The organism is Rhizobium sp. CFBP 13644 (assembly GCF_014842165.1).
GTDB lineage: Bacteria > Pseudomonadota > Alphaproteobacteria > Rhizobiales > Rhizobiaceae > Agrobacterium > Agrobacterium tumefaciens_C.
Genome location: NZ_JACYVF010000005.1, coordinates 164,701 through 186,657, shown reverse-complemented (window position 1 = coordinate 186,657; position 21,957 = coordinate 164,701). Strand labels below are relative to the sequence as shown.

Here is a 21,957-nt window from a genome sequence, read left to right as displayed (position 1 = left end):
AGGTGATACATTTGACTTACTGGGTAGTCAATGAAATTATTGTGTCTCGAATTGATCGAGCGCACATGGTTAAGGATAGTTATGGCAAGTCTGACACGCGCCGAACAGAAGGCACTTCGGCCCACGCAAATCTTGGAAGCGGCATTTCAAGAGTTTGTAGATCACGGCTTTACCGCCGCTCGCGTGGAAGACATCGCTGAGCGTGTGGGTGTCACCAAGGGTACAGTGTATGTATATTTCCCAACAAAGGATGAACTTTTCTCGTCGATGATCCAATATATTGCCGTTCCGATGAAAAATGTCATTGGCGATATTGGAGAGCTGAAGGGCAATGCAGCAACGCGCCTTGAGACGCTTCTACGGGAGCTTTATCATCGGTTGCTCAGGGAGAGGCGACTGCGACAGTTGCTGCGGTTTGTTGTAGCCGAAGGTGCGCGCTTTCCCGAGGTTATAGACACCCACCGCGACGAACTCATCGAGCCCATTCACGCCCGTATACAATCCATCCTCGACGAGGGGGTTGAAGCGGGAGAATTTGTCGGCGGGCCAAGGGCAAACGCTTGTCTTATTTTCGCGCCCATCGTTGCGATCGGCATCGAAACGCTCATCTATGAGGACCGCCGAGAACTTGATCTTGAGTCCTACATCGATGCCCATATTGATCTGGTGATTGGGTCGCTTTTGGTTGATCGCAACTCCCGCTCATAGCCCACGCTGTGTGGTTGGATTGTTTGTCACGTCGAGACGCGCTGTCAGCTCGGGCAGGTGGTCGCGTCTCATCGTGCCGGTTTGCAGGTTCCAAGCGTCATCCTCATGAACTCCGCTGCTGAACAAACACTGCCGGATTGATAGCAGTGAAGGCTTGACTTTGCGTTGCGGTCATAGTTACTAAGTTGTAACTGGTAAGACCAATTGACCAGATGGGATCTGGGAGGATTTCATGTTTGTGGCCCTGGAACCACGCCGTCTGCACAGGCAGGTGGCGGATCAAATCCGTTCGCTGATCGAAACGGGCGAGTTGAGCTTGGGCGCAAAGCTTCCATCTGAGCGGGATCTTGCCGAGCGGTTCGCAGTGTCCAGGCCGACGGTTCGGGAAGCGTTGATTGTTCTGGAAGTGGAAGGGTATATCCACATCCGGATGGGTTCCGGCGTTTACGTCAGTCAGCGCACGAACCACGCTCCCAAGGCCTTGCCGGTCGACGATAATGACAGCCCGTTTGAAATTCTTCAGGCGCGCAGCATCCTAGAAAGTGCAATTGCGGAGGAAGCGGCGCGGGTTGCAACGGCTGAAGGTATTCAGCGGCTGGACGATTGTCTCAGGCAGATGGAGAATGCCATTGGCGATCCCGTCAACATGCTGGTTCAGGACCGCGCATTTCACACGGCCATAACAGATATCATCGGCAACGCTACGCTGCATCGGTTTACCGGCCAGATCTTTGACCGGCGCATGACACCGTATTTTGAACGGCTGGCCAGCCACTTTGAAGGTCCGCAGACATGGCGTCTGGCTCTTGATGAACATCGGGTCATTCGAAATGCGATTGCCCAAAACGACGCGACAGGTGCGCGCGATGCCATGCGGCGCCATCTGATGCTGTCGCAGAAAAGGTTTTCCGAAAGCTTCGGGGAGGAGCCGTAGGCGAAGTATGTTCGTTCCGAGAGGGAGGAGCATGAAAACAGAGAATCTGACATCAATCCGGGAGGGAAAACAATGTCATTCAAAATCATCAGCTTGCTGGGTGCAACGGCGATCGTCGCTGTATCCGCATTTGCAGCCCAGGCGCAGACCGCGCTCAAATGGGCCCATGTTTACGAAACAAGTGAGCCTTTCCACACCGAATCCGTCTGGGCTTCGAAGGAAATCGAAAAGCGTACGGAAGGCCGTTACAAGATCGACGTGTTTCCTGCATCGCAGCTCGGCAAGGAGGTTGATATCAACCAGGGCCTGAAACTGGGAACGGTCGATATGATCATTTCGGGTTCCAGTTTTGCCGCCCGTGACTACAAGCCTATCGGCGTCACTTACTTCCCTTACATCTTCCGCAGTCCTGAACATCTGATCGCTTACACGAAGAGCGACGTGTTCAAGCGCCTTGCAAAGGGTTACGAGGACAAGACGGGCAACGTCATTGCCGCCGTCAGCTATTACGGCACTCGCCACACCACAGCCAACAAGCCGATTGCGACATGTGCTGATCTGGCCGGCGTGAAAATGCGCGTTCCTGACGTTCCAGCCTATCTTGCCATGCCCCGCGCATGCGGCGCTAATACGACACCTATTGCTTTCGCCGAGGTCTATCTGGCGCTTCAGAACGGAACTGTCGATGCGCAGGAAAATCCGCTGACGACCATCGAGGCGAAGAAATTCTTCGAGGTGCAGAAGAACATCGTGCTGACCGGCCACATCGTCGATCACCTCAATACGGTGATTTCCAAGAGCCGGTGGGCGAGCCTTTCCGAGCAGGACAAGAAAATCTTTGTCGATGTGATGCAGGAAGCCGCAACTCGCACCACGAAGATCATCGAGGAGCGTGAAAACAAGCTGGTCGACGATTTCAAGTCGCGTGGCTTGACGGTGACTGAGGTTGATAAGGCCGACTTTGAAAAGAACGTGATCGAGAAGGTTAAGTTCGAGGACTTTGGTTACGACAAGGCCGACTGGGAAGCCATCCGCGCCATCAAGTAAGCCCGTGCCCCGCGCGGTTTTATGAGCCGCGCCGCCTTTTCTTCTCAGTCGGGATAAATCAATGTCGCAGGAAATTCATACTCAGGTCACGCCTGAGGAACTTGCCCTCACATTCGATGAGCCACCACCCAATGCCGATCTCTCGGTCTATGCTTTCGAGGACTGGCTAACGCTCGCTCTTTTCTGGATCATGACAGGCTGCGTTTTCCTGCAGTTCTTTACCCGTTATGTGCTGAACGACAGTTACGCCTGGACAGAAGAGATTGCCGTCAATTGCCTGATCGCTGTCGTCTTCATGGGCTCCGTCATGTGCGTGCGCATGTCGCGCCATATTCAGGTTGATGTTCTCTACCACTACCTGCCGCCGCATGTGACGCGCGTTATGTCTCTGGCTGTAGATGTGCTGCGCATCGGATTTTTCGCCTACACATCATGGCTGATGTGGCGCTATCTAGAGATTGTTGAGGGTGAGGAAATGGTCACCGTGGCGCTGCCACGCAGCATCGTTTTCTACACGGTTTTTGCAGCTTTTGTGCTGATGTTCCTGCGATCCATACAGGTGTTCATCGCCAATATCAGGCGTGGCTATTCCGTTCTTGAGAGACCGGAAGAGTTCCAGAGCGTGGAGGAGGTTTGATATGCTGGTATTGATTGGCTCATTCCTGCTTCTGATGCTCATCGGCCTGCCGGTTGCCATTTCCATGGCATCAGCATCGCTTCTTTATATTCTGGCCTTCAATGTCGCGCCTGATATCATTGCCGCACAGCGCATGATTGCGGGTATCGAGAGCTTTCCGCTTCTGGCCGTCCCGTTCTTCATTCTGGCGGGAAACCTCATGAACTCCGCTGGCGTAACCGGGCGCATCTATTCCTTCGCCGTCGCACTGGTTGGGTGGATGAAGGGTGGTCTTGCTCAGGTCAACATCATCGGCTCGGTCATCTTCTCTGGCATGTCTGGAACGGCCCTTGCAGATGCGGCTGGCATCGGCACCATCGAAATCAAGGCCATGAAGGATCACGGTTATCCGGTCGAAGCAGCCGTTGGCGTTACAGCCGCCTCTGCCACGCTGGGCCCGATCTTTCCGCCATCCCTGCCTTTCGTGATTTACGGAATGATGGCCAATGTCTCGATTGGCGCGCTTTTCATGGCGGGCATTGTTCCGGGCGTCGTCATGACCTTGCTGATGATGATTACGGTGACGGTTTTCGCCTATATCAAGAACTGGGGTTCCGATACGCCATTCAGCCTGCGCACCATCTTCGGCGCGTCGCTGGAAGTTCTTGTCGTCATGCTGGTGCCGGTCAGCGTCTATCTCATGACCTCGCTCGGCCTGTCGCTCAACTGGGCCATTGTCATTGCGCTTGTCGTGCTGGTTGCCTGCGACTGGTACTTCGACTTCTCCGCCGTTATGGCGCTGATGACACCGGTCATCCTCATTGGCGGCATGACCATGGGCTGGTTCACGCCCACCGAAGCAGCCGTTGCCGCTGTTCTGTGGTCGCTGTTCCTCGGTCTCGTGCGCTATCGCACCATGACCTTCAAAACACTGGCCAAAGCGACATTTGACACCATTGAGACTTCGGCGTCCGTGCTCTTCATCGTGGCGGCGGCATCGGTGTTTGCGTGGTTGTTGACGGTGTCTCAGGCCGCGCAAGTGCTGTCAGCGGCAATCCTGACAATCACAGACAGCAAGTGGATATTCCTCATCCTCGTCAACCTGCTGATGCTGTTTGTCGGCTGCTTCCTTGATACGATTGCGGCCATCACCATCCTCGTGCCCATCCTTCTGCCGCTGGTTCTGCAGTTTGATATCGATCCGGTGCATTTCGGCCTCATCATGACACTCAATCTGATGATCGGCCTGCTGCATCCGCCACTCGGCATGGTGCTGTTCGTGCTGTCGCGGGTGGCGAGACTGTCGGTGGAGCGCACGACGATGGCGATCCTTCCCTGGCTGGTGCCCCTGTTCATCGCCCTCATTCTCATCACTTTTATTCCTGCGGTCACCCTGTGGCTGCCAACGGAGATGGGATTGATCCGCTAAACTACGGACCCGCGCGGCTCTCCGCGCGGGCTCACCTCATCTCGAAAAACGAAAGTAGACATTCATGTCGACACGCGTCGCGCGTCTTTATGGCAAGCAGAACCTCAAGGTCGAAACGCAGGATTTCGCGCAGCCGGGCGCGAGCGAGGTGCTCCTGCGCATGGCTGCGGGCGGCATTTGCGGGTCTGACCTCCATTACTATCAGGATGGTGGCTTCGGGCCTGTTCAGGTGCGAGAGCCAATCATATCTGGCCATGAAGCATCGGGTTATGTCGAAGCTTTGGGAGATGGTGTAACGGGTCTTGAGGTCGGCGCACTCGTTGCGGTCAACCCTTCACAACCCTGCGGCGCGTGCCCCCACTGCGCCATCGGCCAACCCATTCATTGCCATGACATGCGCTTCATGGGCAGCGCCATGCGTCTTCCCCATGAGCAGGGCATGTTCCGCGACTGGCTTGTCGTTCCGGCAAAGCAGTGCTTTTCGTTCGAAGGCGATACTACTCCCGCTGAGGCAGCATGCGCCGAGCCGCTTGCGGTTTGCCTTCATGCGGTGGCGCAGGCTGGTGATATCAAGGGCAAACGTGTTCTGGTGACCGGCGCTGGTCCCATCGGACTGCTGACGGTTGCGGCTGCGAAACATGCTGGTGCGGCAGAGATTGTTGTTACGGATCTTGCCGATGCGGCCCTTTCCCGAGCGCCGTCCATGGGTGCCCGCCGGACGATCAATGTCGCCAAAGACCCACATGGCCTTGCACCCTATCAGGAAGATAAAGGCACATTCGATATCGTCTTTGATTGTTCTGCCGCCGGTCCCGCATTGCGCTCGGCATTTTCAGCCATAAAGCCGCGCGGCACTCTCGTTCAGGTCGGCGTCACAGGCGATATCACAATCCCACTGAACAGCCTCGTTGGCAAAGAGATCGTCTGGCGAGGCTCCCAGCGTTTTGATCAGGAATTTGCCGTGGCCGTGCAACTCATTTCGTCGCGCAGGATCGATGTTCGCCCGATCATTTCCCATGAGTTCCCACTTAAACAGGCTATCGAAGCATTCGAGCAGGCCGGTGATCGCTCCGTTGCCTGCAAGGTGCAGATCACCTTTGGTGGTTCTCACTAAGTTTTGAAGGATAGAAATATGAAGCACACATGGCGCTGGTTCGGCCCCGTGGACAAGGTTTCGGTGCGGGATGCCGCGCAGGCAGGTGCCGAGGGCATTGTCAGCGCGCTTCATCACATTGAAACGGGCTCCGTTTGGCCTGTCGATGAAATTGCCAAGCGGCACGAAGCCATCAAGGCCGGTGGCCTTTATTGGGACGTGGTGGAGAGCGTTCCCGTCTCCGAGGACATCAAGACCCAGACGGGCGACTGGAAACAGCATATCGCCAATTGGCAGGAAAACCTGCGGCGCCTGTCTTCCAGCGGTATTCGTACTGTTTGTTACAATTTCATGCCGGTGCTGGATTGGACCCGCACGGATCTGCGTTGGGAAACGCGTCACGGTGCAAAGGCCATGCGGTTCGATCTGGTGGATTTCGCCGCATTCGACATTCACATCCTGAAACGGCCCGACGCGAAATCCGATTATCCTGAATGGCTTATCGATGATGCTGCCAGACGCTTTTCCGAAATGCCGGATAGCAAGATCATCGATTTGGGCAGGAACATCGGGGCGGGCCTGCCGGGTTCTGCTGATGGCTACACGCTTGACCAGCTTCTGGAAAAGCTGCGCTCATATAGTGGCGTGGACCGTTTGCGGCTGCAATCCAATCTGGTTGATTTCCTGTCGGAGGTTGTTCCGGTGGCGGAAGAGGTGGGTATCAATCTCTGCGCCCACGGCGACGATCCGCCCTGGCCCCTGCTCGGGCTGCCGCGCATTCTCTCTACCCAGGCCGATTATGCGCATATGCTGGATCAGGTAGACAGTCTGGCAAATGGGGTTACGCTCTGCACCGGCTCGCTGGGTGCGCACAAGGATAATGATCTGCCGATGATCGCGAAGGCCTTTGCGGACCGTATTCATTTCGTACATTTGCGCAACGTAACGCGTGATACCGATACGGTTCCATGTTCCTTCTTCGAGGATGAACATCTGGAAGGCGCAACCGATATGGTGGCCGTCATCGCTGCGTTGCTGGAAGAAGAAAAGCGCCGTCGTGACGTGGGGCGCGAGGACCATCGCATCGCCATGCGGCCAGATCACGGGCAGGAAATTCTTGACGATATCGCCCGCGGCGCCCAGCCCGGCTACCCCGCCATCGGTCGCCTGAAGGGATTGGCCGAATTGCGTGGCATCGAGCGCACACTTCTTCATCCACAGTTCGGTCGAGTATAGCATTATGAACAGATTAACTGCCTCCACCTCTTTGCCCCAAACCGTTACCGTCCCGGCCTTTGATCGCAAGACACTGAAGCCCGGCATCTTGCATTTCGGCTTGGGTGCTTTCCACCGTGCCCATCAAGCCGTCTTCACCCAGAAAGCACTTGAGCACAGCTTCGGCCCTTGGGGCATAGTCGCCGTCAACTTGCGCTCGAACGAGCCTGTTCAGGCGCTGGCAGAACAGGATGGCCTCTACTCCGTCATCGTTCGAAGTGCCGAGGGAGATCGCGCTGAAATCATCGGTGCAACAGTGGACTGGCTTTGTGCAGCCGAACAGAGAGAGGATGTTCTTGGCCATCTGGCCAGTCCGGATATCCGCATCGTCACCCTGACTGTTAGCGAAAAGGCATACGGCCTTGACCCCGTGACAGGAGGGTTGGACTTTAAGCACCCGTCAATCGCCGCAGACCTTGCCAATCCGCATGCTCCTGCGGGTGCAATAGGCTATCTTGTTGAAGGTATTGCCAGACGACACGCGCAAGGTCTCAAGCCGTTTACGGTCCTGTGCTGCGACAATCTTCCGTCCAACGGCCATGTTGTTCGCCGCCTCGTTCTGGAACTGGCAGAGCGACGTGACCCGGAACTGGCACGCTGGATTAACGAGAACGGCAAATTTCCCTGCAGCATGGTCGATCGCATCGTACCCGCAGCGACGGATGAAACCCGCCAACGTGCGGCGCAGCTGCTGGGTGTCGAGGACCGCCTCGCCATTGAAACGGAACCCTTTCTGCAATGGGTGATCGAGGATGATTTCGTTTTTGGTCGTCCGGCGTGGGATGCGGCAGGTGCCGTGTTCACGCAGGCGGTTGAGCCTTATGAAAACATGAAGCTTCGGCTTCTGAACGGCTCGCATACGCTTATTGCACATTTGGGCATTCTCCATGATCTGGAGTTCGTGCGCGATGTAATGGCGGTGCCGGAGTTTGTGGAAAAGGTGAAGCGGCACATGAAGGCAGCCGCTGCCACGCTTGCATCAGTGCCGGGCATTGATCTTCCTTACTACCAAAACGAATTGCTTGAACGCTTCGCCAACCCGACGATTGCCCACCGCAATGAGCAGATTGCGATGGATACCAGTCAGAAGCTGCCCCAGCGGATCATGGCTGCCGCGGTTGAGGCGTTGGCTGCGGGGCACGATGCCGCCGAGTTTGCCTATGTGGTCGCCCTATGGATTGCGTCTGTTCACACGCGCGGCAACCTGAATGATCCTCGCAAGGATGAAATCCTCTCTGCGGCAAATAATCAGGAGAAAACTGATCCATCGGCTGCATTTTTCGCCGTCGAAGGCCTGTTTCTCGCCGAACTGGTGCAGAATCGTGCCTGGCGCGATCTGGTTAATCAGGAACTGGCCGGTCTGTCATTCTGACCTTTGTCGCAGCCCCCCCAAAGAGAAAACCCGGCGATGATCTCGCCGGGTTCTTGTTTTGCGGTGATTGCTCAGCCTTAGTCCATCTTGTGGATGTCGCGGTCCTTGGTTTCCGGCAGGAACAGCATGCCGACGACCAGTGTGATACCTGCGAAAATGATCGGGTACCAAAGGCCGTAGTAGATATCACCCTTGGCAGCACTCATAGCGAATGCGGTTGCGGGCAGAAGACCGCCGAACCAGCCGTTACCAATGTGGTAGGGCAGGGACATGCCGGAATAGCGGATGCGGGTTGGGAACATTTCCACCAGCAGAGCGGCAATCGGGCCGTAGACCATGGTCACATAGATGACGAGGACGGTTAGAACCGCAATGATGGCAATCCAGTTCACAGCGGCTGGGTCGGCGACCATGGCAAATGCGCCACCGCCAGCAACTGTATAGACGGCCATCTCAGTTGCGCCGTTCAACTCTGGCGCTGTCATCAGCTTGTCTGCCACCAGCTTTTCGGCAGGCACTGTTTTGGCAGGTGTTGCGCGCACGGTGTCGGCATTCAGTGCAAGTTCCGGGTTTGCAGCAATGAAAGCATCAAGTTTTGCTGCGGGAACCTGTGCGGCGCCGCGCACCAGTGGGTAGCCACCGTCCTGAAGAGCCATGTTGATCTGCTTCTGGAATGCGCGGTCGTTTGCTGCGGCATTTGCACCGGCAGCGGCGGCATCATAGCTGGTGATGGTCTTTTCGCCAATCTTGACCGTTGCTGGCTGGCCTGCCAGTCCTTCGACAACATCGTAAGGCACGGAGTTTCTGGTCAGGAACGAGGTCGCAATATCGCAGGATGTGGTGAATTTCGCCGTGCCGGTTGGGTTGAACTGGAAGCGGCAGTCGCCAGGTGCGGCGGAGACGGTTGCGCGAACCGAGGCCTGAGCCTGTGCAAGCGCAGGGTTACCTGCCCATGTCAGTGCCTTGAACAGCGGGAAGTAGGTCAACATGGCCAGAACCAGACCTGCCATGATGATGGGCTTGCGGCCGATCTTGTCAGAAAGCCAGCCAAACAGGACGAAGAAGCCGGTGCCGAGAAGAAGAGCGCAGGCAACCATAATATTGGCCGACTGGCCGTCTACCTTCAAAATGCTCTGCAGGAAGAAGAGCGCGTAGAACTGACCGGTGTACCAGACGACTGCCTGTCCGATGACGGCACCAACCAGCGCAATGATCGCGATCTTGGCGTTTTTCCACTGGCCGAAGGCTTCGCTGAGTGGAGCCTTCGAGGTTTTGCCCTCTTCCTTCATTTTCTTGAAGGCAGGCGATTCGCTCATTTTCAAGCGGATCCAGACGGAGACACCAAGCAGGATGACGGACAGCAGGAACGGAATGCGCCAGCCCCAATCGGCGAATGCCTCACGGCCGACGGCAAATTGAACGCCGAGAATGACCATGAGCGATAGGAACAGACCAAGTGTCGCGGTCGTCTGGATCCAGGATGTGTAATAGCCGCGACGGCCATTTGGCGCGTGCTCGGCCACATAGGTTGCCGCACCGCCATATTCACCGCCGAGTGCCAGACCCTGCAACATGCGCAGGATGATGAGGATGATCGGCGCAGCAATGCCGATTTGCGATGCGTTGGGGAGCACGCCGACCAGGAAGGTCGAGAAGCCCATGATGAGGATGGTGACGAGAAAGGTGTATTTGCGGCCGACGAGGTCGCCAAGGCGTCCAAACACCAGCGCACCGAACGGACGAACCAGGAAGCCTGCGGCAAATGCCAGCAGCGCGAAGATGTTGCGTGTTGTTTCAGGATATTGGCTGAAGAAGTTCGCGCCAATGTAGATGGCCAATGAGCCATACAAATAAAAGTCGTACCACTCGAAGACCGTTCCCAAAGAAGAGGCGAAAATCACCTTCTTCTCTTCACCCGTCATGGGGCGGGCCTTTTCGTTGCCCGCGGCTACTACGTTCGCCATTTTCTGTCCTCCACAGATCGATGAGTGACACATCGCAACAGTCCGACTCCCCCGGACTGCCCTTGCGGCACGATGCACCTGAACACAGAGTGGCAGAAAATGAACGAAAGGAAGAGCGATCCTTTTGGCTTATGACTTTAGTCTAATCCGGGCGGGCCTGAAATTTTTCGCAACATGGTCGCGCTACGCCTCGGAAGGCCAAATTGCAGCGTGTTTGCGCTTGACAGGAAATGCAAACACCATAATAGCTTTGCCGAGAAAAGGAGCACGATTTTGATGAGACATGTCACAGACATGACTGTCATGCATAACCCGGCAGAGTTTGCCGGTGATCGGTCGCGCCTTGCCTACTCCATCCGAATTACGGCCAAAACGACGATTAAAACCGTCTGACGTCTCTGGCCCACCGCTCTCTCCCCGGTTTGGTCGGGGAAGAAGGAAGCCGCAGGATTGCGGGTTCCCCCTCACCAAAAACGAGGAGAGGTAGAAAGAGAGCTTGATCATGGGTTTCAAAGTTGCAATCGCAGGCGCTACCGGCAATGTCGGTCGTGAAATGCTCAATATTCTCGCTGAGCGCGGGTTCCCGGCCGATGAAGTCGTCGCCCTGGCGTCGGCTCGCAGCCAGGGCACGGAAGTGTCCTACGGTGACCGCACGCTGAAGGTCTCCAATATGGAGAACTACGACTTTTCCGACACCGATATTTGCCTGATGTCTGCTGGTGGAGACGTATCCAAGAAGTGGTCCCCCAAAATCGGCGCCCAGGGCTGCGTCGTCATCGATAACTCATCCGCATGGCGCTATGATCAGGACGTTCCACTGATCGTTCCAGAGGTGAATGCTGACGCTATTGAAGGCTTCCGCAAGCGCAATATCATTGCAAACCCGAATTGCTCCACGGCCCAGCTCGTTGTTGCCCTGAAGCCTTTGCATGATGCGGCCACAATCAAGCGCGTCGTCATCTCCACCTACCAGTCGGTGTCCGGTGCCGGCAAGGAAGGCATGGACGAGCTTTTCCAGCAGACACGTGCTGTCTTCGTTGCCGATCCTGTTGAAACGAAGAAGTTCACCAAGCGCATCGCCTTCAACGTCATTCCGCATATCGATGTGTTCATGGAAGATGGATACACGAAGGAAGAGTGGAAGGTTCTCGCTGAAACGAAGAAGATGCTAGATCCGAAGATCAAGGTTACATGCACAGCCGTGCGCGTTCCGGTTTTCATCGGCCATTCTGAATCCGTGAACATCGAGTTCGAAAACGAAATCACAGCGGATCAGGCGCGTGATATTCTGCGTGAAGCACCCGGCTGCCAGGTCATCGACAAGCATGAGAATGGCGGATACATCACGCCGGTTGAATGCGCTGGCGAAGATGCCACGTTCATTTCGCGCATTCGCGAAGACGCGACTGTTGAAAACGGTCTGAACATCTGGGTCGTATCCGACAACTTGCGCAAGGGCGCTGCTCTGAATGCTATCCAGATCGCCGAGCTTCTCGTCAATCGTGGCCTCATCAAGCCACGCACTGCGGCTTGATACTATTTTTTAACAAATGTTAACTATAACCCGCCCATTCCACTGTGGGAATGGACGGGTTTTCAGACAAACTGTTCATCACGGGCTGTTTATTTGCCGGTTTTGATGTCAGCAGGCAGGCTGAAAGCCATACATCTCAGTCAAGTGGTGACCGAGTTAGGGCGCGAACCCAAAAACTTTGAAGGCAAATTCTGATGCGGGCACTAAAAGCTTTTTCCGTTGGCGTAGTTATGGTTTCCGCAATGGCGGCAACGTCGGCTATGGCGGCGCAGTGCGGTAATACTTCTGCGGGCTTTGATGCCTGGGTCGGCGCATTCAAGCAGGAAGCTGCGGGCAGGGGTGTCAGCCCATCGGTTCTGGATCGTGCATTTTCGAGTGTCTCGTACAATCAGGCAACGATCCGTGCAGACCGAGGTCAGCACAGTTTCAAGCTTTCGTTCGATCAGTTTATGCAAAAACGCGGTGGTCAGGCGATCATTTCGCGTGGCAAGGCCATGAAGAAGAACAACGCAGCGCTTTTTGCCAATATTGAGCGTGCCTATGGCGTTCCGGCTGGCCCGCTGCTCGCCATTTGGGGCATGGAAACCGGCTTCGGCGCTTTCCTTGGAAACCAGCACACCATGTCCGCCGTGGCGACGCTGTCCTATGACTGCCGTCGTTCCGAATATTTCACCGAACAGCTTTATGCTGCGTTGAAACTGGTCGGAAGCGGTGATCTGAGCTCCACCGCCAAGGGTGCGGCACATGGCGAAATCGGCCAGACTCAGTTCCTTCCTCTCAACGTCGTGCGTTATGGCGTCGATTTCGACCGCAATGGCCACATTGATCTGGTTGGTTCGCGCGCCGACGCTCTTGCTTCGACCGCCAACTTCCTTGTCGGTCACGGTTGGCAGCGTGGCGCTGGTTACCAGCAGGGCCAGACAAACTACACCGCCATTCAGGGATGGAACGCTGCAAGCGTCTATCAGCAGTCCATCGCCTTCATCGGCAAGGCCATCGACGGCCAATAATCCTTAGAGATATCAAGGCGATCTCATCGCCTCAGAGAAAGGAATGACCGCGCATGTGTGCGGTCATTCGTCGTTTTGGAGTGCCATCAAGGCTTAAAGTCCGAGCGTGCCTCTGACTTTGTTTCAGAGGTCACGGACGGCGGAAGTCGCCTGTCTTGCTGTCCATCACCCACAATTCCCCAGTCGAAATATCAAACCATGCACCGTGCAACCTGACCTTTCCCGCGGTTTCCTGAGCCTTGACGAAAGGAAATGCGCGCAGGTTGCTGATGGAATTGCGAATGGAAACCCGCTCCATTGCAGTTTGTCTTTCACCCGAGGTCATCACGTCGTTGCTTTGGATCTGCTCGGCAGCGGACTTGACCATGTTCATCCACTTGCCAATGAAATCGCCGGGCGACAAGGGTTCGAGGTTCGGATCGAGCGCCGCCTGTATGCCGCCGCAACGGCCATGGCCCATGACGACAATGTCTTTTACCTTGAGGACCTGCACCGCATATTCAACGGCGGCAGATGTGGCATGGTACTGACCGTCAGGCTCGTAGGGCGGAACCATGTTGGCGACATTTCGCACGACAAACAGCTCTCCCGGGCCGCAATCGAAAATGGTTTCCGGCGCGGAGCGGGAGTCACAACAGGCAATGATCAGCGTTTGCGGCTTTTGGCCGGTGTCCGCCAATGCGCGGTAGCGTTCACGCTCATCGGTGTAACGACCGCTCATGAAGTTCTTGTAGCCGTTAAGGAGGTAGTCTGGAAAATCTTTCATGATATCGCAGTACCGTTGTGCTGGGCCAGGCTCGTAAATGAGCACGGCGTGTTGAAAATCCGACGTTATGATCCGTTATTTGCGCTTGCTGCGGTATGGATGCAAGAGATGGCGCATCTGCACCATGGCCATAGGTGTGGAAAGACTGGACGCATCGGTCTCCAGCGTCAGTTCGTTCGATCCTCTTTTCATCGTGCGGGCGAGAACCTCAAACACGCTTGCAGTTGCCAGTTGAAGCGCCTTTTCATCGTCTAATCCCTGCAGTAGCCGAGCGAGGAAAAGCGCCGAAAGGAGATCGCCCAGACCGTTCGGAACGTTCTCAATGGCACGATGTTCAGCAAGAAGCGCATGACGACCGCTGAGGAAAAGGTTGCCTATCCCGCCCACCGTCATCGGGACAGCCGATGTGACAAGCATTTTTGGCGGACCGAGCGCTAAGGCCGCATCGATGATTTCATTGTTCGTCTCAAGCTCGGCACCGCTCATCCACGCAAGTTCATATCGGTTTGGCGTGGAAACTGTGGCAAGCGGTATCAATTCATCCCGGATGGCCTGTGCTGTTTCCTTGGGTATGTAGAGTCCACCCTTGTCACCCATAACGGGGTCACAAACATAGATGAGCTCGGGGTTGGCCTGCTTCATGTCGCGGATCAGCCGCGCTACCGAACACACCTGCTCGGCGCTTCCGAAATAACCGGTGAGGATTGCGCGGACTTCACCTGACCATTTCGATGTTGCCAGATCCTTCATCGCGGAATCAAATTCGGTATTGTCGAACCGCAGACGGGTAGATGGTCCATGGCCGGGGTGCCAGGGCATGACGATGGTGGGAACGGCCCAGACTGGAAAGCCTAAAGTCTCGAGCCCAAACACAACTGCACGATTGCCGACAGAACCACGCATCACGTGGCTGGAAATGACGATGACGGAGCCGTTGGTATTGTCCTGCATGATGCACTCATTCCACATGGCAGCGGTCATGACGCAGATTTGGCGCCTTCGGCCGCGTAATTGGTTTCGTCATGGCACAATGCTGCGCGGCTTTCCACTGTTAGTGTGGTATCCACGTGCGGTTTTTACCGGGTCACTTCCCGGCGCGCTCCAGTGCCTTCAGCACAGTGCGCTCGGAAAGGTTCAGATAGAGGTCCATTTGCGTGGCCGCATCCTCTACTTTTCCTTTGATCACCAGGCCCAGTATCTGCTCATTCATGTCCACGAAGGGAGAATGCAGCTGCTCCGGGTCGTTCAACAGCCCAAAGCTCAGGCGCAGTTCGGCGGCAACGCGCGCATAGAAATCGCTGAGCCTGCTGCTGTCGGAAAGATCAATGACGGCGGCATGAAATTTCATGTTGGCACTGCCAACTTCCCGCCACTCCTGCCGCTCGCGGTGGATCTTGGCTGCCTCGACCGCATCACGCATCGTGGTGGTCGCAGGATGTTTCGGCCAAGCTTGACGCAGTGCGCCGCATTCCAACATGCGTCTGACGCGGTAGATATCGATGATCTGGTCCGTGCTAGGCGTCGAAACGAAAACACCGCGATTGGCTTCATGCCGCAACAGGCCGTCTTTTGTCAGCAGCCGGAAGGCTTCGCGCAGCGAATTTCGGGAGACGTCGAGGCGTTCGCTGAAGGCTGCCTCGGAAAGCCTCTGCCCTGGCACCAATGCCCCCGTGATCAAGAGATCGCGGATATCCCGCGCTACCCGATCCGCTAGCGGCAGTGATTCCATCACGGTGTTGTCCTGGTGGCCGTTCATTCGCAGTCGATTGTCCCGATGGCGGTGTTGCTGATGCCGGCTGCAATATCACAAAAACATGGCAACGGAGATAAAAATGATGCTTAGTTTCGCGCCAATGGTGCCAAAAATTGCGCAGAATGAAAGAACGATATAATTTTATTGTTCAACAATGTTGACAATTTTGTAGATGCCGCCAAAGTTGCTTTAAAGTATCCGCGAGGGGCGGATGCGCTAAGGAGAAAATCCATGGAGCCTACAAAAATAGCTCAAAGTGCCGAGTTCGTTAAATCCCGACGAGCGTCTCTGACCGCAGCTGTCTTTCTGATGGCGACCTCGGCCATCGGTCCCGGTTTCATCACACAGACCGCAACATTCACAACCAAGCTCGGCGCTGCTTTCGCCTTTGCCATTCTGGCCTCCATCGTGATTGATTTCGTTGTCCAGCTGAACATCTGGCGCATCGTCACACTGACGCGGATGCGCGCTTCCGACATCGCGAACGCTGCGATACCGGGTTCGGGATATGTGCTCGCTGTTCTCGTGATTGTTGGTGGCTTGTTTTTCAATATCGGCAATATTGGCGGTTCGGGTCTTGGCCTTAATGCCATGCTTGGTCTGGATCCCAAACTTGGCGGTGCGCTGAGCGCGCTTCTGGCCATCGGCATATTCTTGTCGAAACGCGCAGGCATGGCTGTCGACAGGTTCATCATTTTCGCAGGCATCCTGATGATCGTTCTGACGGTCTATGTTGCCTTTGTTTCTGGCCCGCCTGTTGGTGATGCCCTTTTCCAGACATTCCTGCCTTCCACTATCGATTTCGCGACCATCACGACGATTGTCGGCGGTACTGTCGGTGGTTACATCACTTATTCCGGCGCTCATCGCCTGCTCGATAAGGGCATGGTCGGCGTTGAAAATCTCGGTGCAGTCAACCGTGCAGCACTCACGGGTATCGCGGTCACCGGCGTCATGCGCTACGTTCTGTTCCTTGCCATTCTTGGTGTGGTCGCTAGCGGCGTTGTTATTGATGTGTCGGGCAAGGGTGCAAACCCTGCTGCTCAGGCTTTCCAGGCCGCTGCGGGCGATATCGGCTTGCGCATCTTCGGCGTCGTTCTGTGGGCTGCGGCCATTACTTCGGTGATCGGTGCCGCCTATACGTCGGTTTCCTTCATTACCGTTTTCAAGCAGGACATCAGTGAACGCGCTCGCAACATTGCGACTGTCATTTTCATCGCGGTCTCCCTGTTCTTCTATGTGGTCATAACGACACCTCCAGCGCAGATGCTGGTTTTCGTTGGCGGATTGAACGGTCTCATCCTGCCCATCGGCCTGTCGATCTTTGTCTATGCTGCCTGGGCGCGCTCTGATCTTATGGCCGGTTATCGCTATCCGCGCTGGCTCTTGGCACTCGGCGTTATCGTCTGCGCACTGACCTGGTATATGGGCTACAAGTCGATCGGGCCGATTTTCGCCCTGCTCTTCTCAGCCGCATAAGGAGAACACAAACATGGCTTCCATCGATTTGAACAGCGATCTTGGCGAGGGCTACGGCGCGTGGGCCATGGGGGATGATGCAGCCATGCTGGCAGTCGTTTCCAGTGCCAACATTGCCTGCGGTTTTCATGCGGGCGATCCGGCGGGCATTTTCCGCACGGTGAAGGCCGCTGCCGAGAAAAATGTCGTCGTGGGAGCCCATGTCTCCTATCCGGACCGCGTCGGCTTCGGCCGCCGCGATCTGGATGTTACGCGCGAAGACCTGATGGCCGACGTTATCTATCAGATCGGTGCGTTGAAGGGTCTGGCGCAATCGGCGGGCACATCCGTTCGTTACGTCAAGCCGCATGGCGCGCTTTACAACCGCATCGCCAATGATGCTGTTCAGGGTCAGGCCGTTATTGATGCCATCAAGGCAGTTGATCCGGCGCTTGTTCTGATGGGGCTTGCGAACGCACCTATTCTCGAACTTGCGCGTCAGTCAGGCCTTACTGTTGTTGCCGAGGCCTTCGCGGACCGCGCCTACACGCCGGATGGCCAACTCGTGTCGCGCCGAGAAGCGGGGGCTGTTCTGCATGATGCTGAGAAGATCGCCCAACGCATGGTGCAGCTTGCCCGGAACGGCACGTTGGAAGCCATTGATGGCAGCGTGATTAGCATCGAAGCGCAATCGATCTGCGTTCACGGCGACAGCCCTGGCGCGGTCGCCATTGCCCAACAGATCCGGCAGCGTTTCGAAGCCGAGGGCATCGATATCCGTTCTTTCATCTCAAAGCCGTAAAGGGCCAGCGATGACCATTCCGACATCTTATCTTCAGCATACCAATGCAGATACGGCGCGCGCTGCACGCGCCCAGTATCGCAATGGTCTGGTCGCGCCGACACCCGGCATCGCACCGGGCTTCACACAGGCCAACATGATCGTTTTGCCGCGAGACTGGGCCTATGATTTTCTGCTCTATGCGCAGCGCAACCCCAAAGCCTGCCCGGTACTGGATGTATCCGATCCCGGCTCACCGACGACTTTGCTGGCACCGAATGCCGATCTGCGCACGGACCTGCCGCTCTATCGCATCTGGCGGGATGGCAAACTGGCAGAAGAAACCGCAGATGCCGCGGCGGCCTGGGCAGAGCACGAGGATCTCGTCGCGTTTCTGATCGGGTGCAGCTTTACCTTCGAGACACCCATGGTGGAGGCTGGCATTGAAATCCGCCACATGACGGATAAGTCCAATGTGCCGATGTATCTGACCAACCAGCCTTGTCGTCCCGCCGGACGTTTGAAGGGCAATATGGTCGTTTCCATGCGTCCTATTCCTGCTGCTCGCGTTGCCGATGCGGCAACGATTTCGGGCAGGTTTCCCGCCGTTCATGGTTCACCTGTCCATGTTGGCTCCCCGCAAGAGATTGGCATTGCCGACCTCGCAAAGCCTGATTTTGGGGATGCCGTGCGCATTGAACCCGGCGAAGTGCCAGTATTCTGGGCCTGTGGCGTCACGCCTCAGGCGGCCGTGATGGCGTCAGGCGTGCCCTTTGCGATTACCCATTCTCCGGGGCATATGTTCATTACCGACATTCCGGATTCTGCCTATCATGCGTGAGGACAAGATGCGTTTTTTACCGGTCAGTCTCACGACGATCCTTGTTGAGCTTGCCGATCTCGATCAAACGCTGGCGCTATTTGCTTCGCTTCAGGCCCATCCCGTTGAAGGCATCGAAGAGACGGTGCCAGCCGCGCGGACGCTAATGATCCGTTTCCGGCCCGAGATCATCTCCGCGCAGGCGCTGGCGGCGGACATCGCGACCCGCGATCTCTCCGCAAAGATAGCGCCTTCCGACCAGCTGATAGAAATTCCGGTGCGTTATAATGGTGAAGATCTGGCTGATGTTGCGGAATTGACTGGCCTCAGCGTTGATGAAGTCATCAAGCGGCATACGCAGAGCGAATTCACCGTTGCCTTTAGCGGTTTTGCGCCGGGCTTCGGTTATCTCGTTGGTGGTGATCCCACCTTGCATGTGCCGCGCAGGCAAAGTCCGCGCACGCGGATTCCGGCAGGCTCGGTAGCGCTAGCGGGAGCTTTCAGCGGCGTATACCCGCAAAACAGTCCCGGCGGATGGCAGATTATTGGCACAACACCCCTAAAAATGTGGGATATTGAGCGCGAGCCCGGTGCGCTGTTCCAGCCAGGTTACCGCGTGCGCTTTTTTGATATGGATAAGGAAAGCGGCAAGGTCGTTGTTCCCCAATCAAAGCCTGCTGCAACCAAGGCCACCGCCAAACCAGAGGCGGCCCGGTTCGAGGTTCTGGCCGCGCCCATGCCGGTTCTGTTTCAGGACCGTGGACGTTTCGGGCAAACGGGGCAGGGCGTATCGGCCTCCGGCGCGCTGGATCAATCCGCTTTCAATGCGGCGAACCGCATCGTCGGCAATCCTGTTAATACGCCCTGTCTGGAAATCACGCTGGGAGGCTTCTCCTTCAGAGCAACGAGCCGCGCCGTTATCGGCATTGCCGGTGCCGCTGGCGTTATTACGGTTAAATCAGAAGCCTATAGCTTCGAGAGTTCTGCCTACGTGCCGATGGCGCTTGAACCGGGTGATGTGGTGACCTTTGGGCATGCCGTCAAAGGCATGCGCTGTTATCTCAGCGTCCGTGGCGGCTTTGACGTTGCGGCGGTTCTCGGAAGTGCTGCAACCGACACCTTGGCCATGGTTGGGCCAGAGGTTTTGACGGCAGGTTCGGTGATTCATCTACGAAACGAGACGTCAGGCCTTTCCAGCGTCTCGATCAATGAAGCACCTGCCTTTGACCTTCCGGGTAAAGATGATGTTGTCACGCTCGATGTCGTCATGGGTCCCCGCAGCGACTGGTTCACGCAGACTGGGTTAGAGACGCTGACAAGCCAGCTTTGGCAGGTCACACCGCAATCCAGCCGCGTGGGCATTCGCCTTGCCGGTGATACGCCGCTTGAGCGCAGAGACAGCGCGGAGCTTCCCAGTGAAGGCACCGCAAACGGTGCAATCCAGATACCCCACAGCGGTCAGCCGGTTCTGTTTCTGGCCGATCACCCCCTGACGGGTGGTTATCCGGTCGTTGCTGCCGTTGCCGAGCATCATCTTGATCTCGCGGGGCAAATTCCGGTTAACGCCAAAATCCAGTTTCGCCCGCTTGGGCCTTTCGCCGAGATATCGGCGAGCAAGAACACAGAGCTTTCGGGAGACAAGCCATGAAAAAAGTGCTGATTGCCAATCGTGGCGAGATCGCAGTGCGCATCATCCGCGCATGCCGTGACTACGGCGTCGGTTCGGTCGCCGTTTATGCGGATCCTGACCAGGATGCGCTATTCGTCAAGCTGGCAGATGAAGCCTATGGGCTTGAAGGTGTCCGTCCTGCGGAAACCTATCTCGATATTGCAAAACTCATCGCCATCGCCAAGCGTTCGGGCGCGGATGCTGTCCATCCAGGCTACGGGTTCCTGTCTGAACGGGCGGAATTCGCGCAGGCGGTTATCGATGCAGGGCTGATTTGGATCGGGCCTGATCCTCAGGTCATCACCATGCTGGGCGACAAGGTCGAGGCACGACGCCTTGCCAACAGCGTCGGCGCACCCTTGGTTGCGGGCAGTGACGGCCCCGTCGCAACGGCTGCCGAAGTGACCGCCTTTGCGCAAGCGCATGGCTTGCCGGTTGCCATCAAGGCGGCGCATGGCGGTGGTGGGCGCGGCATCAAGGTCGCGTGGAAGATGGAAGAGATCGCCGATCTCTATGATTCCGCCGTGCGTGAGGCCACAGCCGCCTTTGGCCGTGGCGAATGTTTTCTGGAACGGTTCCTGGATCGCCCGCGCCATATCGAAGCGCAGGTCATTGCCGATAAGCACGGCAATGTCGTGGTGCTTGGCACGCGCGATTGTTCGCTTCAGCGCCGAAATCAGAAGCTGATTGAAGAGGCGCCAGCGCCGTTCCTGCAGCCTGAGCAGCGTCAGAAAATCCACGATTCTGCCAAGGCCATTTGCGCTGCGGCGGGTTACTCCGGCGCGGGAACGGTGGAGTTCCTGCTGGGCGTAGATGGCACCATCTCGTTTCTGGAGGTCAATACGCGCCTTCAGGTTGAGCACCCTGTGACGGAAGAGACCACGGGCATCGATCTGGTCGTCGAGCAGTTTCGTGTGGCTGAGGGGCATCCGCTCCAGATCCTCGAAACGCCTGAGCCACGTGGACACTCCATGGAATTTCGCATCAACGCAGAAGATCCCGGTCGCGGGTTTCTGCCAACGCCCGGCGCAATTACCGTGTTCGATCCGCCATCCGGCCCCGGCATTCGTCTGGATAGCGGTGTCGTCACCGGATCGACAATCCCGGGCGTGTTCGATTCCCTCATGGCAAAGCTGATTGTGACTGGCACGGACCGGGAGCAGGTGCTGCGCCGTGCACGCCGTGCGCTGCAGGAATTCCGCATTGAGGGCGTGGCGACAGTTCTGCCCTTTCACCGTGCGGCGATTGATACGCAAGATTTTATCGGGACTGATGGTTTCAAGGTTCATACACGCTGGATCGAAACGGATTTTGCCGACATGCCCGATGCGATGGAACGGCAAAAGCCTGTTGACGACATTGCGATGACACGCACATGGCTGGAGATAGACGGAAAGCGCGTCGCCGTTGGCCTTCCGCATCTGTTGTTGGCTGGCCTCGGTTCCGCAGGCGGTGCGGGTAAGCCCGCATCGGAAACGCATTCCGAAAACGCCGGTATCGTCGCGCCCGTTTCGGGAACACTTCAGTCTTTCAAGGTGGAAGATGGATCTGCGGTCTCAGAGGGCGATCTGGTTGCCGTGATGGAAGCCATGAAAATGGAAACGCAGGTTACAGCACCCAAGGCAGGCACGGTTCGTTTGCGTGTCAAGGAAGGTGACTACCTTCAGGCCGGAGATACGCTGTTCGTGTTCGACTAGGCGCCGTTCAACCCGATCAGACGTCATGGCA

19 protein-coding genes are annotated in these 21,957 nt (G+C 56.5%); 15 read left to right on the top strand and 4 right to left on the bottom strand.

What is annotated here, in order from left to right; genetic code table 11:
- Positions 1–81: 81 nt before the first annotated feature.
- The 8 genes from IFT53_RS14855 (at position 82) to IFT53_RS14820 (ending at position 8,474) form a co-directional block, all read left to right on the top strand.
- Positions 82–708 carry a TetR/AcrR family transcriptional regulator gene (locus IFT53_RS14855; RefSeq protein WP_192065749.1) on the top strand — a complete coding sequence of 209 codons (627 nt, stop codon included), beginning with the start codon at positions 82–84 and terminating at the stop codon, positions 706–708.
- Between the two features lie 232 nt (positions 709–940).
- Entirely contained in the window at positions 941–1,642 is a 702-nt protein-coding gene (locus IFT53_RS14850) for a FadR/GntR family transcriptional regulator (RefSeq protein ID WP_192065747.1), read from the top strand.
- Positions 1,643–1,714: 72 nt separating this feature from the next.
- Positions 1,715–2,689: a sialic acid TRAP transporter substrate-binding protein SiaP gene (locus tag IFT53_RS14845; RefSeq protein ID WP_192065745.1), complete on the top strand. Its 975-nt coding sequence runs from the start codon at positions 1,715–1,717 to the stop codon at positions 2,687–2,689.
- 61 nt (positions 2,690–2,750) lie between these two features.
- Positions 2,751–3,326, top strand: a complete 576-nt coding sequence (locus tag IFT53_RS14840; RefSeq protein ID WP_192065743.1) for a TRAP transporter small permease — start codon at positions 2,751–2,753, stop codon at positions 3,324–3,326.
- A gap of 1 nt (position 3,327) precedes the next feature.
- Positions 3,328–4,734: a TRAP transporter large permease gene (locus tag IFT53_RS14835; protein WP_192065742.1), complete on the top strand. Its 1,407-nt coding sequence runs from the start codon at positions 3,328–3,330 to the stop codon at positions 4,732–4,734.
- A gap of 64 nt (positions 4,735–4,798) precedes the next feature.
- The gene (locus IFT53_RS14830) at positions 4,799–5,848 is read left to right on the top strand and encodes an L-idonate 5-dehydrogenase (protein ID WP_192065740.1); all 1,050 of its coding nucleotides are present in this window, start codon (positions 4,799–4,801) and stop codon (positions 5,846–5,848) included.
- Positions 5,849–5,866: 18 nt separating this feature from the next.
- On the top strand, positions 5,867–7,063 hold the full coding sequence (gene uxuA, locus IFT53_RS14825) for a mannonate dehydratase (protein ID WP_192065739.1): 1,197 nt from the start codon (positions 5,867–5,869) through the stop codon (positions 7,061–7,063).
- A 1-nt stretch (position 7,064) separates the two neighbouring features.
- The gene (locus IFT53_RS14820) at positions 7,065–8,474 is read left to right on the top strand and encodes a mannitol dehydrogenase family protein (RefSeq protein WP_446737681.1); all 1,410 of its coding nucleotides are present in this window, start codon (positions 7,065–7,067) and stop codon (positions 8,472–8,474) included.
- A gap of 77 nt (positions 8,475–8,551) precedes the next feature.
- On the opposite strand, the gene IFT53_RS14815 is transcribed toward IFT53_RS14820, so the two are convergent.
- Positions 8,552–10,438 carry an MFS transporter gene (locus tag IFT53_RS14815; RefSeq protein WP_192065735.1) on the bottom strand — a complete coding sequence of 629 codons (1,887 nt, stop codon included), beginning with the start codon at positions 10,436–10,438 and terminating at the stop codon, positions 8,552–8,554.
- A 502-nt stretch (positions 10,439–10,940) separates the two neighbouring features.
- On the opposite strand from IFT53_RS14815, the gene IFT53_RS14805 reads away from it, so the two are divergent.
- Positions 10,941–11,972 (top strand): aspartate-semialdehyde dehydrogenase, encoded by a 1,032-nt coding sequence (locus tag IFT53_RS14805; protein WP_042617089.1) that lies wholly within the window; start codon positions 10,941–10,943, stop codon positions 11,970–11,972.
- Positions 11,973–12,166: 194 nt separating this feature from the next.
- The gene (locus IFT53_RS14800; RefSeq protein ID WP_042617088.1) at positions 12,167–12,982 is read left to right on the top strand and encodes a lytic murein transglycosylase; all 816 of its coding nucleotides are present in this window, start codon (positions 12,167–12,169) and stop codon (positions 12,980–12,982) included.
- A 130-nt stretch (positions 12,983–13,112) separates the two neighbouring features.
- Here the strand turns inward: IFT53_RS14800 and IFT53_RS14795 are convergent, their stop codons facing one another.
- The 3 genes from IFT53_RS14795 to IFT53_RS14785 all read right to left on the bottom strand — a co-directional run bounded on the left by IFT53_RS14795 (position 13,113) and on the right by IFT53_RS14785 (position 15,477).
- Entirely contained in the window at positions 13,113–13,748 is a 636-nt protein-coding gene (locus IFT53_RS14795) for a carbonic anhydrase (RefSeq protein ID WP_192065733.1), read from the bottom strand.
- Between the two features lie 75 nt (positions 13,749–13,823).
- Positions 13,824–14,699 (bottom strand): pyridoxal kinase PdxY, encoded by an 876-nt coding sequence (gene pdxY / locus IFT53_RS14790; RefSeq protein ID WP_192065731.1) that lies wholly within the window; start codon positions 14,697–14,699, stop codon positions 13,824–13,826.
- A 133-nt stretch (positions 14,700–14,832) separates the two neighbouring features.
- A complete protein-coding gene (locus tag IFT53_RS14785; protein ID WP_192065939.1) occupies positions 14,833–15,477 on the bottom strand; it encodes a GntR family transcriptional regulator in 645 nt (214 codons plus the stop codon).
- 255 nt (positions 15,478–15,732) lie between these two features.
- Between IFT53_RS14785 and IFT53_RS14780 the strand changes: the two genes are divergently transcribed.
- The 5 genes from IFT53_RS14780 to IFT53_RS14760 are packed head-to-tail and all read left to right on the top strand — an operon-like array spanning position 15,733 to position 21,926.
- Positions 15,733–16,980, top strand: coding sequence for an NRAMP family divalent metal transporter (locus tag IFT53_RS14780; RefSeq protein ID WP_042617086.1), 1,248 nt, complete (start codon positions 15,733–15,735; stop codon positions 16,978–16,980).
- Between the two features lie 13 nt (positions 16,981–16,993).
- The gene (locus IFT53_RS14775; RefSeq protein WP_192065729.1) at positions 16,994–17,761 is read left to right on the top strand and encodes a LamB/YcsF family protein; all 768 of its coding nucleotides are present in this window, start codon (positions 16,994–16,996) and stop codon (positions 17,759–17,761) included.
- Positions 17,762–17,771: 10 nt separating this feature from the next.
- Complete coding sequence (locus tag IFT53_RS14770) at positions 17,772–18,581, top strand: putative hydro-lyase (protein WP_192065728.1); 810 nt, start codon at positions 17,772–17,774, stop codon at positions 18,579–18,581.
- A 7-nt stretch (positions 18,582–18,588) separates the two neighbouring features.
- Positions 18,589–20,208, top strand: coding sequence for a 5-oxoprolinase subunit B/C family protein (locus IFT53_RS14765; protein WP_192065938.1), 1,620 nt, complete (start codon positions 18,589–18,591; stop codon positions 20,206–20,208).
- Positions 20,205–21,926 (top strand): acetyl/propionyl/methylcrotonyl-CoA carboxylase subunit alpha, encoded by a 1,722-nt coding sequence (locus IFT53_RS14760; protein ID WP_192065726.1) that lies wholly within the window; start codon positions 20,205–20,207, stop codon positions 21,924–21,926. Before IFT53_RS14765 ends, IFT53_RS14760 begins: the two co-directional genes overlap by 4 nt.
- Positions 21,927–21,957: the final 31 nt, after the last annotated feature.

Excerpts from the sequence above, each read along its gene's own strand:
- IFT53_RS14855 (WP_192065749.1), top strand. The coding sequence starts at position 82 with ATGGCAAGTCTGACACGCGCCGAACAGAAGGCACTTCGGCCCACGCAA.
- IFT53_RS14850 (WP_192065747.1), top strand. The coding sequence starts at position 941 with ATGTTTGTGGCCCTGGAACCACGCCGTCTGCACAGGCAGGTGGCGGAT.
- IFT53_RS14845 (WP_192065745.1), top strand. The coding sequence starts at position 1,715 with ATGTCATTCAAAATCATCAGCTTGCTGGGTGCAACGGCGATCGTCGCT.
- IFT53_RS14840 (WP_192065743.1), top strand. The coding sequence starts at position 2,751 with ATGTCGCAGGAAATTCATACTCAGGTCACGCCTGAGGAACTTGCCCTC.
- IFT53_RS14835 (WP_192065742.1), top strand. The coding sequence starts at position 3,328 with ATGCTGGTATTGATTGGCTCATTCCTGCTTCTGATGCTCATCGGCCTG.
- IFT53_RS14830 (WP_192065740.1), top strand. The coding sequence starts at position 4,799 with ATGTCGACACGCGTCGCGCGTCTTTATGGCAAGCAGAACCTCAAGGTC.
- uxuA (WP_192065739.1), top strand. The coding sequence starts at position 5,867 with ATGAAGCACACATGGCGCTGGTTCGGCCCCGTGGACAAGGTTTCGGTG.
- IFT53_RS14815 (WP_192065735.1), bottom strand. The coding sequence starts at position 10,438 with ATGGCGAACGTAGTAGCCGCGGGCAACGAAAAGGCCCGCCCCATGACG.
- IFT53_RS14805 (WP_042617089.1), top strand. The coding sequence starts at position 10,941 with ATGGGTTTCAAAGTTGCAATCGCAGGCGCTACCGGCAATGTCGGTCGT.
- IFT53_RS14800 (WP_042617088.1), top strand. The coding sequence starts at position 12,167 with ATGCGGGCACTAAAAGCTTTTTCCGTTGGCGTAGTTATGGTTTCCGCA.
- IFT53_RS14795 (WP_192065733.1), bottom strand. The coding sequence starts at position 13,748 with ATGAAAGATTTTCCAGACTACCTCCTTAACGGCTACAAGAACTTCATG.
- pdxY (WP_192065731.1), bottom strand. The coding sequence starts at position 14,699 with ATGCAGGACAATACCAACGGCTCCGTCATCGTCATTTCCAGCCACGTG.
- IFT53_RS14785 (WP_192065939.1), bottom strand. The coding sequence starts at position 15,477 with ATGGAATCACTGCCGCTAGCGGATCGGGTAGCGCGGGATATCCGCGAT.
- IFT53_RS14780 (WP_042617086.1), top strand. The coding sequence starts at position 15,733 with ATGGAGCCTACAAAAATAGCTCAAAGTGCCGAGTTCGTTAAATCCCGA.
- IFT53_RS14775 (WP_192065729.1), top strand. The coding sequence starts at position 16,994 with ATGGCTTCCATCGATTTGAACAGCGATCTTGGCGAGGGCTACGGCGCG.
- IFT53_RS14770 (WP_192065728.1), top strand. The coding sequence starts at position 17,772 with ATGACCATTCCGACATCTTATCTTCAGCATACCAATGCAGATACGGCG.
- IFT53_RS14765 (WP_192065938.1), top strand. The coding sequence starts at position 18,589 with ATGCGTTTTTTACCGGTCAGTCTCACGACGATCCTTGTTGAGCTTGCC.
- IFT53_RS14760 (WP_192065726.1), top strand. The coding sequence starts at position 20,205 with ATGAAAAAAGTGCTGATTGCCAATCGTGGCGAGATCGCAGTGCGCATC.